Raw genomic sequence first — 13714 nt, 5'->3', positions numbered from 1 at the left:
CTCACCGTATGAGTTTGTCAACTGCCCACCGCACATGATGCGCTGGCGACTACTGTCAGTGGCCGTCGGGAAACAGGGCGGATCAGGAAGCGGGGGCCGGCACGTGCAGGCGCAGGGTGGACGAGGGAGTCGACGCGACGGGGATCCCCGCTGCCCGCGCGCCACCGACGCCGGCCCGGGCACGGTCGATGACCCGGGTGCCCGAACCGGTGACGCACCTGCCGCCGGTGGCGCGGGCTCGGCCGAGGTCGGCGCTCGTGGCGCCGTGGCCAATGGTCCGGGCCGTGGCGCCGCGGCCCACGGTCCGGGCCGGCACGCGGGCCCCGGTGGCCCCGGGGCCGGGCGGAAGCGAGGGGAGTCCGGGCGAGCGGCCCGGGGCGTGCGCAAGCGGCCGCGCGAACCGGGTCGCAACCCGGCGAGCCCCCCTGGCACCCAGGCCCGACGTACCAGTACGAGGACACCGATGTCTCACCTCCGCGCACCGGCCGCGCGCGCAGACCGCCGTGAGGGCGGGCGGCACGGGCGGCCCGCCGTCCGCACCGCAACCGCGCTGCCCGAGACCCACATACGGCCGCAGCTGCTGCGGCTCGCGGTCCTGCCGCCCGTCGCCGTCGCACTCAGCGGCTGCGCCGCTGTTCTCTTCACCGTCCGGTCCACCGGAACACGGCCGGGTCCCACCCTGTGGGCGGTGCTCGGCGGCGCGGTCTTCGTGGCCCTCGTCGGCATCGCCGTCGCCGCGGTCGCAGCGAACCGGGCCGCCCGCTCTGTGCACGAGCGCATCGGCCTGCTGCGTCGCGGCACCGCTCGGCGCGAGGCCGATCTGCGCACGCTGGTCGAGACGTTGCGCCGCGGCGACGGCCCGCCGCAGCTCGCACCGCAGGGCCGGACCGGCGCTCCCGCGGAGGACGCCGACGACTTCGACCTCCTCGCCGCCGACCTGTCCCGCGCGCACGACGGCGCCGTCACCGCCGTCGTGCAGGCCTCCCAGCTCTCCAGCCAGACCGGAAGCGAACAGAAGCTCGAGGTGTTCGTCAATCTCGCCCGGCGCCTGCAGTCCCTGGTGCACCGCGAGATCTCCATCCTCGACGAGCTGGAGAACGAGATGGAGGACCCCGACCTGCTCAAGGGGCTCTTCCACGTCGACCACCTCGCCACCCGCATCCGCCGCCACGCCGAGAACCTCGCCGTGCTCGGCGGGGCCGTCTCACGCCGCCAGTGGAGCAACCCGGTCTCCATGACCGAGGTGCTGCGCTCGGCCATCGCAGAGGTCGAGCAGTACTCGCGGGTCAAGCTCGTGCCGCCGATCGACGGGCAGTTGCGTGGCCACGCCGTCGCCGACGTCATCCACCTGCTGGCCGAACTCGTCGAGAACGCCACGGTGTTCTCCGCCCCGCACACCCACGTCCTGCTGCGCGCCAACCTCGTCACCTCCGGGCTCGCCGTCGAGGTCGAGGACCGCGGCCTCGGCATGCCCCTGGAGGAGCAGGCGCGGATGAACGCGCTGCTCGCCGACCCCGACCAGGTGAACGTCGCCCGGCTGCTGGCGGACGGCCGCATCGGCCTGTTCGTCGTCTCCCAGCTCGCCCGTCGGCACGGCATCACCGTCCGGCTCCAGACCAACATCTACGGCGGAGTGCAGGCGGTGCTCGTGGTACCGCAGGCGCTGCTCGGAGCGGAGACGGGAGCGGAGGCCGGTGCAGGGGCGGCCGGGGGAGCGGGGCCGCTCGAGGGCGAAACCGCCGGTGCGGAGCGTCCGGCCGTGGCGGGCCCACCAGCCGGGCAAGCCGGGCAGGGAGGCCAGACCGGGCAGCGTGGGCAGGCCGTGCAGGGAGGCCAGACCGGGCAGCGCGGGCAGGCCGTGCGGCAGGGCCGGACCGGGCAGGCCGCGGCCGGTGCCGGAACCGAGCCGAGTGCCGTTGCCGGTGCCACGGCTTTGGGGCCGTCCTCGGTCGAGGGGACCGGATTCGGGACCTCCTCCCTCCAGCCGCCCGCGTCCGGACCCGGAGCGCCGATGCCGCTCGCGGCACCCGGGACCGCGCGCGGGCCGGAACGGGAAGCCGAACCGGCTCCGGGCGGGAACGCCCCGGACGGCAGGCCCGCGCCCCTGCCGATGCGCGGTGCCCGTCGGGAGCGTCCGACCCCGGCCGAGGCACGGCCCGGCATCAGTCCCGACGACCGGCGCGTGCTTGCCGAGAACGTCACCGAGCTGCCCACCCCCCGCAACGGCACCGTGCGCGGCACCATGGGCAAACCCCGACTGCCCCGGCGACGCGCCCAGGAGCACATCGCACCCCAGCTGCGCGACGGCCCGACGCCACGCCAGGACCCCGACCACCTCGTGGGCCACGACCCCGGTCTGATGGCGGCCTTCCAGCGCGGCATCAGCCTCGCCGAAGCCCAGCAGAACATGGAGGCCGGGCACACGGACTGGGACGACAAGGAGCCCTCCCACACGGGCCCGGCGCACACCGGCCCCTCCCACAGGGGTCCGGCCCACACGGATCCCCCGCACATGAGTTCGGCCCCCACGGACCCCTCCCGCACGGGCTCCGCACACATGGACTCCGCCTACACAGGCCAGGCCCAGGAGGACCCCGCACCCAGCGGGCCCGCCTCCAGGGAGCCGATGCCCGTCCGGCCGGTTCACCTCGAGGCGCTCCCCTCGGAGCTGTCCCCCTCGAGCAGGCCGACGCCCGGATCCCGTACCGACCACCGCACGACCACCACCCGGCAGGACGGCAGCGCACCCGCCGGATGACCACCCCCCTTCCCACCCCCACCCCCAGCGCTCCCCCAGACCTTCGTACCCCAAGGAGTCGATCCACCATGGCGAGCGATGCGCCGACCGCCCATGTTTCCGATCTCGACTGGCTGATGAGCGGCCTCGTGCAGCGCGTACCGCACACGACCGCCGCGGTGCTCCTGTCCTGCGACGGGCTCGTGAAGTCCGTGCACGGCCTCGACCCGGACAGCGCCGACCACATGGCAGCCCTGGCCTCCGGCCTGTACTCCCTCGGCCGTAGCGCCGGTGTCCGTTTCGGCGACGGCGGCGACGTGCGGCAGGTCGTCGTCGAACTCGCCTCGACCCTGCTGTTCGTCACCACCGCGGGCTCCGGCACCTGCCTGGCCGTGCTCGCCGGCCGCGAGGCCGACGCTGCCGTGCTGGGCTACGAGATGGCGATGCTGGTCAAGAGCGTCCGCCCCTACCTGGTGACCGCTCCCCGGCAGTCCGTCGATTCCCCGGCGATGAGGCCTTGAGCGTGACGGCGGCCGGTGACGGGCCCTGGCTCGACGATGCGGCCGGGCGGCTGGTGCGGCCGTTCACGGTCAGCAACGGCCGCACCCGTCCGACCGTCGCGCTCGACCTCGTGTCGCAGGTGATGGCCACCGGGGCGACCCCCCTCGGCTATCTCGGCCCGGAGCACGAGCAGGCGATCGAGCGGTGCCGGGTGCCCGTCGCCGTCGCCGAGGTCGCCGCCCATCTCAAACTGCCGGTGGCCGTCACCAAGGTGCTGCTGGCGGACCTCGTCGACTGCGGGGCGCTGACGACCAAACCCCCCGCGTTCCACCACAACCCGACGGACCGGGCCCTTCTGGAGGCAGTGCTCGATGGACTACGACGACAGCTCTGACGACACCTACGGACCGGGCCACGGCGCCGACCCGTTCCCCACCGCGCTGAAGATCCTGGTGGCGGGCGGGTTCGGCGTGGGCAAGACGACCTTCGTCGGCGCGGTCAGCGAGATCGCGCCGCTCAGCACGGAGGAACTGCTCACCACCGTCAGCGCCGCGACCGACAACCTCGACGGCATCGAGAACAAGCTCGAGACGACCGTGGCCATGGACTTCGGCCGCATCACGCTCGACCCGCGGCACGTGCTCTACCTGTTCGGCACGCCCGGGCAGGAGCGGTTCTGGTTCATGTGGGACGAGTTGTGCGAGGGCGCGCTCGGCGCGGTCATCCTCGCCGACACCCGCCGGCTCCAGGAGTGCTTCGCGGCCGTCGACTTCTTCGAGCAGCGCGGCCTCGGCTTCATCGTCGCCGTCAACGAGTTCGACGGCGCCTACCGCTACGACCCCGAGGAGGTGCGCGGAGCCCTGGATCTGTCCGCGGACGTCCCCGTCGTGTGCTGCGACGCGCGGATCTCCAGCTCCGGGGTCCAGACCCTGCTGACCCTGGTACGCCACCTCATCGCCCATACGCCGGCCCCCGCCACGGAGTATGGCGCCCACACGTGACCCCCTCACACCCGCCAGGGAGCCCCTGTATGACGCAAGCCCACAGCCCAGGAGCATGCCCATGACCTACGACCCGCCGCGCCCGGCCGGTCGTCTGCTGCTCACACCCGAGGACAAGGAGGCCCCCGCCCGCACCGGCCGACTGCGCCGACTGGGCCTGGGGGAGCGCCCCGAACCCGCACTCGACGCCTTCGCGCACCGCCTCGCCGAGCTCACCGGGGCGCCGTACGCCATGGTCAACTTCCCCGGCGAACAGGGGCAGTTCTACGCGGGCCTGTACGTGCCGGCCGTCGCCCCGGTCGTGCGCAGCGACGGCACCAGCCCGCGCCTCGGCCGTGCCCTGCCCCGCGACCACGGCTTCTGCCCCCATGTGGTGGCGCGCCGCAAGGCCCTGGCCCTGGAGGACGTCGGCGACTATCCGCGGTTCGCGGGCAACCCGGTGGTCGACGAGTTCGGCATCCGCTCCTATCTGGGGGCACCGCTCATCGACGGCACAGGCCTGGTGCTGGGCACGGTCAGCGTCGCGGACGTCGCGCCGCGCCCGTGGGGGAAGCCCGGCCTGACGGTGATCAAGGAGCATGCCGCGCTGCTCGTCGTGGAGTTGGAGAGCCGGGACGGCCTGCCGCCCTACTGAGGCCCGGCGCGGGACCCCGAGGGCGTGAAGGAAAGCTGAGGCGGCGCTTAAGAAAACCTCGATGGACCGGCAGGCCGCCTTACGGCAGATTGCAGTGCGATCCCACTCCTCTCCCGGTCCAGGGGTTGTTTCGGCATGCCCGGAGCCGGGACTCACCCACAGGAGCCGTAGCGGTGAAGGCGCTGGTCAAGCAGAAGGCGGAACCCGGGCTGTGGCTCGCGGACGTCCCCGAGCCCACCGTCGGGCCCGGCGACGTCCTCATCAAGGTGCTGCGCACCGGAATCTGCGGCACGGACCTGCACATCCGCGCCTGGGACGGCTGGGCCCAGCAGGCGATCAGCACCCCGCTCGTGCTCGGGCACGAGTTCGTCGGGGAGGTCGTCGAGACCGGGCGGGACGTCACCGACATCGGCATCGGCGACCGGGTCAGCGGCGAGGGCCACCTGGTGTGCGGCAAGTGCCGCAACTGCCTGGCCGGGCGCCGGCACCTGTGCCGGGCCACCGTGGGGCTGGGCGTGGGCCGGGACGGGGCGTTCGCCGAGTACGTCGCCCTGCCCGCCGCCAACGTCTGGGTGCACCGGGTGCCCGTCGACCTCGACGTGGCCGCGATCTTCGACCCGTTCGGCAACGCCGTGCACACCGCCCTGTCGTTCCCGCTCGTCGGCGAGGACGTCCTGATCACCGGCGCCGGCCCCATCGGCCTGATGGCGGCCGCCGTGGCCAAGCACGCCGGCGCCCGCAACGTCGTGATCACCGACGTCAGCGAGGAGCGGCTGGAGCTGGCCCGCAAGATCGGGGTGAGCCTCGCGCTCGACGTCTCCGGCTCCACCATCGCCGACGGGCAGCGCACCCTCGGACTGCGCGAGGGCTTCGACATCGGCCTGGAGATGTCCGGCCGCCCCGAGGCCCTGCGCGACATGATCGCCAACATGACGCACGGCGGCCGCATCGCCATGCTCGGCCTGCCCGCGCAGGAGTTCCCCGTCGACTGGGCCCGCATCGTCACCTCGATGATCACCATCAAGGGCATCTACGGCCGAGAGATGTTCGAGACCTGGTACGCCATGTCGGTCCTGCTCGAAGCCGGCCTCGACCTCGCACCCGTGATCACCGGCCGCTACGGCCACCGCGACTTCGAGGCGGCGTTCGAGGACGCGGCGAGCGGCCGCGGCGGCAAGGTCATCCTCGACTGGACCGCGTGACTCCCCCTTACCGCAAGCACGTTAGGAGCTCCCTCATGTTCGACTCCGTGCGCGACGACCTGCGCGCCACCCTCGACGAGATCCGCGCCGCCGGACTGCACAAGCCCGAGCGCGTGATCGGCACCCCGCAGTCCGCCACCGTGAACGTCACCGCGGGCGGCCGCCCCGGCGAGGTCCTCAACTTCTGCGCCAACAACTACCTCGGCCTCGCCGACCACCCCGAGGTCGTCGCCGCCGCCCACGAGGCCCTGGACCGCTGGGGCTACGGCATGGCCTCCGTCCGCTTCATCTGCGGCACCCAGGAGGTGCACAAGGAACTCGAGGCCAGGCTCTCGGCGTTCCTCGGCCAGGAGGACACCATCCTCTACTCCTCCTGCTTCGACGCGAACGGCGGCGTGTTCGAGACGCTGCTCGGCGCGGAGGACGCGGTCATCTCCGACGCCCTCAACCACGCCTCCATCATCGACGGCATCCGCCTGTCCAAGGCCCGCCGCCTGCGTTACGCCAACCGCGACCTCGCCGAGCTGGAAGCCCGTCTCAAGGAGGCGTCCGACGCACGCCGCCGCCTGATCGTCACCGACGGCGTCTTCTCCATGGACGGCTACGTGGCCCCGCTGCGCGAGATCTGCGACCTCGCCGACCGCTACGACGCGATGGTCATGGTCGACGACTCGCACGCGGTCGGTTTCGTCGGCCCCGGCGGCCGGGGCACGCCCGAGCTGCACGGCGTCATGGACCGCGTCGACATCATCACCGGCACCCTCGGCAAGGCCCTCGGCGGCGCCTCCGGTGGCTACGTCGCGGCCCGCGCCGAGATCGTCGCCCTGCTGCGCCAGCGCTCCCGGCCGTACCTGTTCTCCAACACGCTCGCCCCGGTCATCGCGGCGGCATCCCTCAAGGTCCTCGACCTGCTGGAGTCGGCGGACGACCTGCGCGTCCGGCTGGCCGAGAACACGGCTCTGTTCCGCGGCCGCATGACCGAGGAGGGCTTCGACGTGCTCCCCGGCGACCACGCCATCGCCCCGGTGATGATCGGGGACGCGGCGGTCGCCGGACGCATGGCGGAGCTCCTGCTGGAGCGCGGCGTCTACGTCATCGGCTTCTCGTACCCGGTGGTGCCGCAGGGCCAGGCCAGGATCCGCGTCCAGCTGTCGGCCGCGCACTCCACGGACGACGTCGACCGCGCCGTCGACGCCTTCGTGGCGGCCCGGGCCCAGCTGGACTCCGAGCAGGCCTGAGGGACGCGTTTGAGACAATCGATCGCATGATCGAAGCGCGGCGGCTCCACATCCTCCGGGCGGTGGCCGACCACCGTACGGTGACGGCGGCTGCCGCCGCGCTGTATCTCACCCCCTCGGCCGTCTCCCAGCAGCTCGCCGCCCTGGAGCAGGAGACCGGTCACCGGCTCGTCGAGCGCGGCGCCAAGGGCGTACGCCTCACCCCCGCCGGGGAGATCCTGCTCAACCACACCAACGCGGTCCTCGCCCAGCTGGAGCGGGCCGAGGCCGAGCTCGCCGCGTACAGCTCGGGCGCGGCCGGCACCGTCACGGTCGCCTCCTTCGCCACCGGCATCGCCCTGGTCGTCGCGCCCGCCGTGGCCGGTCTCGCCCGGTCGGCACCCGGGATCCGCATCCGCGTCCAGGACGCCGAGGGCGACGCCAGCCTGCCGATGGTGCTGGACCGGCAGGTCGATGTCGCGGTCGCCGTCGAATACCGCGGGGCCCCCGCCGCCGACGACCCGCGACTGGCTCACGTACCGCTGTACGCCGAGCCCTTCGACGCGGTCCTGCCGGTCGACCACCGCCTGGCCGACGCGGCCGAGGTGCCGCTCGCCGAACTGGCCAAGGACGCGTGGATCGGCCCCTACCCGGGCAACCCCTGTCATGACGTGGTGGTCCTGGCCTGCGAGAACGCCGGGTTCCAGCCCCGCATGGAGCACCTTTCGGACGACTTCCGCGCGGTCGTCGCCATTGCCTCGGCCGACGCGGGCGTCGCCCTGGTGCCGCGCTCTGCACTGCGCGGCATGGACCTCACCGGAGTGGTCGTCCGCCCCGTCGACGGGACGCCCCCCACCCGCCGGGTCTTCGCCGCCGTACGCAGGGGAGCCGAGGAGCACCCCCTCATCCGCCCCGTGCTGGAAGCGCTCGGCGCGGCAGCCCAGGTGTGAGGGTCCCGTAACATCGTCGTCTCGCATCCGGGATAACGTCCCGCATATGAGAAGTGACGGAGTGGACCCGGTCGACGCCCGGCTGGGCGCACGCCTGGCCGAGCTGAGGGCCGAACACCGCTGGTCCCTGGGTGAGCTGGCGGAGCGCAGCGGGGTGAGCCGGTCCACCCTGTCCCGGGCCGAGCGGGCGGAGATCAGCCCGACGGCCGCACTGCTGAACCGCCTCTGCGCCGTCTACGGGCGCACGATGTCCCAGCTGCTCAGCGAGGTCGAGGCGGAACCGGAGACCGTGGTCCGCTCCGCAGGGCAGCCCGTGTGGCAGGACCGGGGCTCCGGCTTCGTGCGGCGGTCCGTGTCGCCCCCGCACACCGCCCTGCGCGGCGAACTGATCGAGGCCCGCCTCTCGCCCGGCGCCGACATCGCCTACGACCGACCGCCCCTGGCCGGGTTGGAGCAGCACATCTGGATCCTGGAGGGGGCCCTGGAGGTGATAGCGCAGGACGCCGAACACCACCTCGCCACCGGCGACTGCCTGAGGATGCGCGTGTGGGGCCCGACCCGGTTCCGGTGCGCCGCTCCCGAAGGCGTGCGGTACCTGCTGGCGGTGGTGCGGCCGTGATCCGGCTGGACGGGACCCGGCTCCTGGAACACGCGGGGACGTTGGCGGAGCTGCTGACCGACACCGTGAACGGTGGCGCGTCGGTCGGATTCCTCGCCCCACTCACCCGGGCGGAGGCCCTGGCCTGGTGGGAGCAGCGGGCCGCGGACGTCTCCGCGGGCCGGCTCGCCGTCTGGGCCACGTGCGAGGGGGAGCGGGCGCTCGGCACCGTGAGCCTGGCCTTCCCCGGCAAGACCAACAGCCGGCACCGCGCCGAACTCGTGAAGCTGATGGTGCACCGGGAAGCCCGTGGCCGCGGTCTCGGCCGCCGGCTGCTGGCCACGGCGGAGGCCGCGGCAGCGGCGGCCGGTGTCAGCCTCCTGCACCTGGACACCGAGACCGGCAGCCCCGCCGAGCGCCTGTACCGGTCTGCCGGGTGGACCCCGATCGGCGCGATCCCCGACTACGCGGCCGATCCCGGCGGCGTGCTGCGGCCGACGACGATCTACTACAAGCGTCTCCCGGCGGCCGCTCTCACCAGGTGATTGTCAGTGGGAGCCGATACGGTGCCTGCCATGCCGGATGCCGAAGACGTACGACGGATCGCCCTGTCCCTGCCGGACACGACGGAGAAGATCGCCTGGAGCATGCCCACGTTCCGGGTCGCGGGGAAGATGTTCGCCACGCTGCCGGAGGACGAGACCTCCATCGCCGTGCGCTGCCCGAAGGAGGAGCGGAACGAGCTGGTGCTCGCCGAGCCGGGGAAGTTCTGGATCGCCGACCACGAGTCCCAGTTCGCCTGGGTGCGGGCCAGGCTCGACGCCATCGAGGACGAGGCCGAACTGCGGGACATCCTGGCCGACTCCTGGCGTCAGGCGGCCCCGACCCGGCTCCTGGAGGCCCACCCCCGGCTCGGCCTCCCGGCGCAGTGAGGTCCGCCCCGTCTCACACCCCGACGCCCGCCCCGCCGTAGCCCCCGATGCGCTCCGCAGCGACCGGGCGTCGAGACCATGGGCGGCGACATGCTCCTCCACCGGCGGACGGTGGTCGCGTACAGGACGGTGACGTCCAGCCCTCGGTGGCGGCGAGAGCGGCGTCCAGCATCGGCCCGACGGCGACCACTCAACCTTGAGGTCAAGCGGTGTCCCCCGGAAACGGATGCGCGATCAGCGGTGCGAGTGCGGTATTGTTTCCCTGCGCGTTCGGCCGGGGGAACCCCCAGGTCAGACGGGCAACGGGACGTGGCGCAGCTTGGTAGCGCACTTGACTGGGGGTCAAGGGGTCGCAGGTTCAAATCCTGTCGTCCCGACAGAATCGATGAGCGGGTCCGCCGGAATCGGCGGACCCGCTCATCGCGTAGGGGGCCCGGCCGGCGTCAGCCGCCACCGTCCAGGTCTTCGCGCCGGCGCACGTGCGCGTACACCATCCAGGGCTGCCCGGACGGGTCGACGTACAGCGTGCCGTCCAGGGTCATGAGGTGTGCTCGGGCGGGACCGGACGCGACGGGTCGAGCACCGTGAAGGGGCCGAGCAGGGAGTCGGAGACCGCCGTGATCGTGCCGCGCATGTGGGTCGGGTTCCCGACCTGCCGCCGCACGACCCGTTCGTCGTCGCCGACGACGCGACACGCACCTACCACCTGTACACGAGCCGCATCGGCGGAGGTCCTTTCCTGACCGCCCGGGACGGTCAGCTCACGCAGCCCGCATGCGCCAGCGCCTGCTTCAGCAGCACCCCGTGCCCGCCCGGCATCTCGCTCTGCACCGCCTCCGAGACGGCCTCCTGCGGGCTGAACCACACCAGGTCGAGGGCGTCCTGCCGAGGCCGGCAGTCGCCCGTCACCGGCACGATGTAGGCGAGGGACACCGCGTGCTGGCGCGGGTCGTGGTACGGCGTGATGCCCTGCGTCGGGAAGTACTCCGCGACCGTGAACGGCTGGAGCGACGCCGGGACGCGGGGCAGCGCGACCGGGCCGAGGTCCTTCTCCAGGTGGCGCAGGAGGGCGTCACGGACGCGCTCGTGGTGCAGCACGCGGCCGGAGACCAGCGTCCGGCTGACCGTACCGTCGGGCCCGATGCGAAGCAGCAGGCCGACACTGGTCACTTCGCCGCTGTCGTCGACCCGTACCGGGACGGCCTCGACGTACAGGATCGGCATACGGGCACGTGTCATCTCCAGTTCGTCGGAGGACAGCCAGCCGGGCGTGGTTTCGGTCATGTCAGACATTGCTTGATCATACTTTCAGCCGTTCGGACTTCCTGGATAGCCGCTTCAGGGGAACTGTGACCGGCCCCACGCCTGTTCAATCGTCCTCAGGCCGCTCGTCCTGCAGCCGGTAGACCCGCAGGGCGTTGTCCCGACCTGCCCAGCGGGCGATCCGCAGTGCGTCCGGCAGGGCCAACTCGTCGGCGTCCACCCGTTCCTGGAGCAGCTCCGCGAGCCCCTGCCGGAAGGCGAGCGCCCCGAGGTGGTGGAACTCGGGCACACCGTAGGCGTCGGAGCTGTACAGCAGCTTGCGGAACGGTGTGATCTCCAGGGCCTCCGCGAGGACCGCACCGGCCCGGGCGGGGCCGACGTGGTGGAGGGTGAGACCGACGTCGAGGTACACCTGCTCGAAGACCGCAGCCAGATAGGCGGCCTGCCGCTGGTAGGGCCAGCAGTGCAGCAGCAGGACGGGGATCCTCCCGGCGGTGAGGTGCAGCCAGTCCGTGAGGTGCGTGGGGTCGACGCGGTGCAGCCGGATGTCGTTGTCGCCGAAACCGGTGTGCAGCTGGAGCGGCAGGCCGAGGTCGACGGCGGTCCACAGCAGGTGCCGCACGAGGACCGGGTGGTCGAGACGCCGCCCGCCTCTGCCGAGCCAGGACCGGGCAGCCTCCGTGACCTCCGCGTCCGACGGGCGGGCCGGGTCCAGGTCGAAGCCGGTGCGGTAGGCCGCCACCGACTTCACGGCCACCACGCCGGGCCGCCGCACGGCGTCCAGCGCGGCCGTGCGGAAGGCGTCCGCGTACGCCCCGGGCTCGACCCCCGCCGTCCCCACCGACTCCGCGACGCCCTCCAGCCGTACCACCTCGTACGACGTCCCGCCCGCCGCGTCGGCGATGTCCCGGGGCGTGGTGATGCGGTCGGGGACGTAGCCGGTGTCGACGCAGAAGACGTCCGTGCCGGTCGCGCGCAGGAAACGGCGCTGCACCTCGCGCCAGCCCAGTTCCGAGCGGCGGGCGAGGTAGTCCCCCGGGGGAGCGTGCCGGGGCAGGTCGAGCAAGGGAGCGCAGTGCCGGCGCACGGCCAGACCCACGGGGCTGTCGAAGGGCGAGACGCCCGGCCAGGCCTCGCCCTCCGTGAGGAGGGACTCGAAGGCGTCCCGTCCGAGGTCGGCCGTGACGGTGCCGTGGCAGTGGTGGTCGACCAGCCGTACGGAGTCGAGCGCCTCGCGGACCGGGGTCATGTCAGTACGTCCAGCGGTACGCCGCCGCCACCCGGTCGTCGTCCAGACCGGCGACGGACGCCACTTCCCCGAGGCGCACGGCGATCACCGCGTCGGCAAGGACCGGCCCGAGGGCCGCGCGCAGGGCTTCGTCCGCGCGGAACTCCCCGACGGCTTGCTCCAGCGACACCGGCAGCCGCCGCACGCCCCGGCGCGCCGCCTCTGTCTCGCCCAGGCGGACCGGGTCGCCGGTGGTCTCGTCGGGGAGGGCGGCGGACGAGGCCAGGCCGTCCAGCCCGGCGACGATCAGGGAGCCGATCGCGAGGTAGGGGTTGGCGGCCAGGTCGACGGGCTTGATCTCCAGGTTGGCGGCCCGGTCGCGCAGTCCCGCGGTGCCGGTGACGACACGAAGCGCCGTCTCCCGGGTCTCACGGCCCCAGGCGGTGAACACCCCGGCCCACTGGGAGGGCCTGAGCCGCAGGTAGCTGGCGGGGCTCGGGGCGGTGACGGCCGTGAGGGCGGGCAGGTGGGCGAGGATGCCCGCCGTGAACGACTCCGCCTCGGCCGTCATGCCGTACCGGCCCGCGCCGCCGGAGTGCAGGTTGACCGTGTCGCGCCAGGCGGACAGGTGGACGTGCCCGCCGTTCCCGACGCCCTGGCCCACGACGGCCGGGGCGAACGACACCCTCAGCCCGTGTCGCCCTGCCACCGCCCGGACGGTCTGCCGGACCAGCACGCTGCTGTCGGCCGCCGCCACCGGATCGAGGGCACCCACCGAGATCTCGAACTGCCCGGCCGCGTACTCGGGATGGACCTGTTCGACCTCGATCCCCTGGGCCGCGCACGCCGCCAGCACGTCGGCGATGTAGTCCCCGAGTTCGACCTGCCGGGTCGCCCCGTACGCCGGTCCGGTCGTCGCGGGCACGAACGCGTCGCCGGGGGCGTCACCCCGGGCCACCGTCCACTCGACCTCGATGGCCGCCTTGAAGGTGAGGCCGTGCCCCTCGGCCGCCTCGGTGACGATCCGGCGCAGGAGCGTACGGGTGCAGCCGGGATGCCGATCGCCGTCCTGGGTGATCCGGTCGACCGGCGCCCAGGCCCAGCCGGACTGCCCGGCCAGGACGACGAGCCGCTCCAGATCCGGGTACAGGCGCAGATCGCCGTCGGGGGAGCCCAGGACGTCGGTGGTGACGATCGAGTCGTTCGCCAGAAACGTGTCGAACACCGGCGACATGCCGACGCCCCAGGCCGCGGCGGAGGAGAGCCGGGCCGTCGGGACGGTCTTCACCCGGCCGATGCCCGCGGTGTCGACGTAGGCCAGCACCACGCCGTGCACACCCCGGCCGGCGAGCTCGCCGCTCAGCGCGGTGGCCCGCTCGACGTCACCGGGACGGCCGCCGGGCACGGGATCGGCCAGGGTGGTCATGCGTCCTCCCGCGGTTCTCCGGACC

General features: G+C 73.0%; 14 protein-coding genes, 1 tRNA gene and 1 pseudogene. 12 read left to right on the top strand and 4 right to left on the bottom strand.

Features of this window, described 5'->3' with window-relative positions:
- Positions 1–463: 463 nt before the first annotated feature.
- The 12 genes from ACFY5B_RS09440 (at position 464) to ACFY5B_RS09385 (ending at position 10149) form a co-directional block, all read left to right on the top strand.
- Positions 464–2758 (top strand): ATP-binding protein, encoded by a 2295-nt coding sequence (locus ACFY5B_RS09440; protein ID WP_389966923.1) that lies wholly within the window; start codon positions 464–466, stop codon positions 2756–2758.
- Between the two features lie 68 nt (positions 2759–2826).
- Complete coding sequence (locus tag ACFY5B_RS09435) at positions 2827–3258, top strand: roadblock/LC7 domain-containing protein (RefSeq protein WP_053671618.1); 432 nt, start codon at positions 2827–2829, stop codon at positions 3256–3258.
- Positions 3259–3260: 2 nt separating this feature from the next.
- Positions 3261–3632: a DUF742 domain-containing protein gene (locus ACFY5B_RS09430; protein WP_389966920.1), complete on the top strand. Its 372-nt coding sequence runs from the start codon at positions 3261–3263 to the stop codon at positions 3630–3632.
- Entirely contained in the window at positions 3610–4239 is a 630-nt protein-coding gene (locus tag ACFY5B_RS09425; RefSeq protein WP_389966917.1) for an ATP/GTP-binding protein, read from the top strand. Before ACFY5B_RS09430 ends, ACFY5B_RS09425 begins: the two co-directional genes overlap by 23 nt.
- Before the next feature lie 61 nt (positions 4240–4300).
- On the top strand, positions 4301–4873 hold the full coding sequence (locus ACFY5B_RS09420) for a GAF domain-containing protein (protein ID WP_389966914.1): 573 nt from the start codon (positions 4301–4303) through the stop codon (positions 4871–4873).
- A 173-nt stretch (positions 4874–5046) separates the two neighbouring features.
- Positions 5047–6075, top strand: a complete 1029-nt coding sequence (tdh, locus tag ACFY5B_RS09415; RefSeq protein WP_389966911.1) for an L-threonine 3-dehydrogenase — start codon at positions 5047–5049, stop codon at positions 6073–6075.
- A 35-nt stretch (positions 6076–6110) separates the two neighbouring features.
- Complete coding sequence (locus ACFY5B_RS09410) at positions 6111–7313, top strand: glycine C-acetyltransferase (protein WP_389966908.1); 1203 nt, start codon at positions 6111–6113, stop codon at positions 7311–7313.
- Between the two features lie 26 nt (positions 7314–7339).
- Positions 7340–8242 (top strand): LysR family transcriptional regulator, encoded by a 903-nt coding sequence (locus tag ACFY5B_RS09405; RefSeq protein WP_389966905.1) that lies wholly within the window; start codon positions 7340–7342, stop codon positions 8240–8242.
- A gap of 46 nt (positions 8243–8288) precedes the next feature.
- Complete coding sequence (locus tag ACFY5B_RS09400) at positions 8289–8861, top strand: helix-turn-helix domain-containing protein (RefSeq protein ID WP_389966902.1); 573 nt, start codon at positions 8289–8291, stop codon at positions 8859–8861.
- Complete coding sequence (locus ACFY5B_RS09395) at positions 8858–9385, top strand: GNAT family N-acetyltransferase (RefSeq protein WP_389966899.1); 528 nt, start codon at positions 8858–8860, stop codon at positions 9383–9385. The genes ACFY5B_RS09400 and ACFY5B_RS09395 overlap by 4 nt, the downstream gene beginning before the upstream one ends.
- Before the next feature lie 30 nt (positions 9386–9415).
- Positions 9416–9772, top strand: a complete 357-nt coding sequence (locus ACFY5B_RS09390; protein ID WP_389966896.1) for an MmcQ/YjbR family DNA-binding protein — start codon at positions 9416–9418, stop codon at positions 9770–9772.
- Positions 9773–10075: 303 nt separating this feature from the next.
- Positions 10076–10149 (top strand) — tRNA-Pro (locus ACFY5B_RS09385).
- Between the two features lie 102 nt (positions 10150–10251).
- Here the strand turns inward: ACFY5B_RS09385 and ACFY5B_RS09380 are convergent.
- The 4 genes and pseudogenes from ACFY5B_RS09380 to ACFY5B_RS09365 all read right to left on the bottom strand — a co-directional run.
- Positions 10252–10415, bottom strand: a pseudogene (locus ACFY5B_RS09380) (glycoside hydrolase); the annotation flags it as partial.
- Positions 10416–10528: 113 nt separating this feature from the next.
- Positions 10529–11056: an NUDIX hydrolase family protein gene (locus ACFY5B_RS09375; RefSeq protein WP_389967706.1), complete on the bottom strand. Its 528-nt coding sequence runs from the start codon at positions 11054–11056 to the stop codon at positions 10529–10531.
- An 85-nt stretch (positions 11057–11141) separates the two neighbouring features.
- Positions 11142–12284 carry an amidohydrolase family protein gene (locus ACFY5B_RS09370; protein WP_389966893.1) on the bottom strand — a complete coding sequence of 381 codons (1143 nt, stop codon included), beginning with the start codon at positions 12282–12284 and terminating at the stop codon, positions 11142–11144.
- Position 12285: 1 nt separating this feature from the next.
- On the bottom strand, positions 12286–13689 hold the full coding sequence (locus ACFY5B_RS09365) for a glutamine synthetase (protein WP_389966890.1): 1404 nt from the start codon (positions 13687–13689) through the stop codon (positions 12286–12288).
- Positions 13690–13714: the final 25 nt, after the last annotated feature.

This window comes from Streptomyces sp. NPDC013187, assembly GCF_042899705.1.
In the GTDB taxonomy this organism is placed as follows: Bacteria; Actinomycetota; Actinomycetes; order Streptomycetales; family Streptomycetaceae; genus Streptomyces; species Streptomyces hawaiiensis_A.
The sequence above is the reverse complement of the archived record's forward strand: the minus strand, read 5'-3'. Positions and strand labels throughout refer to the sequence as shown.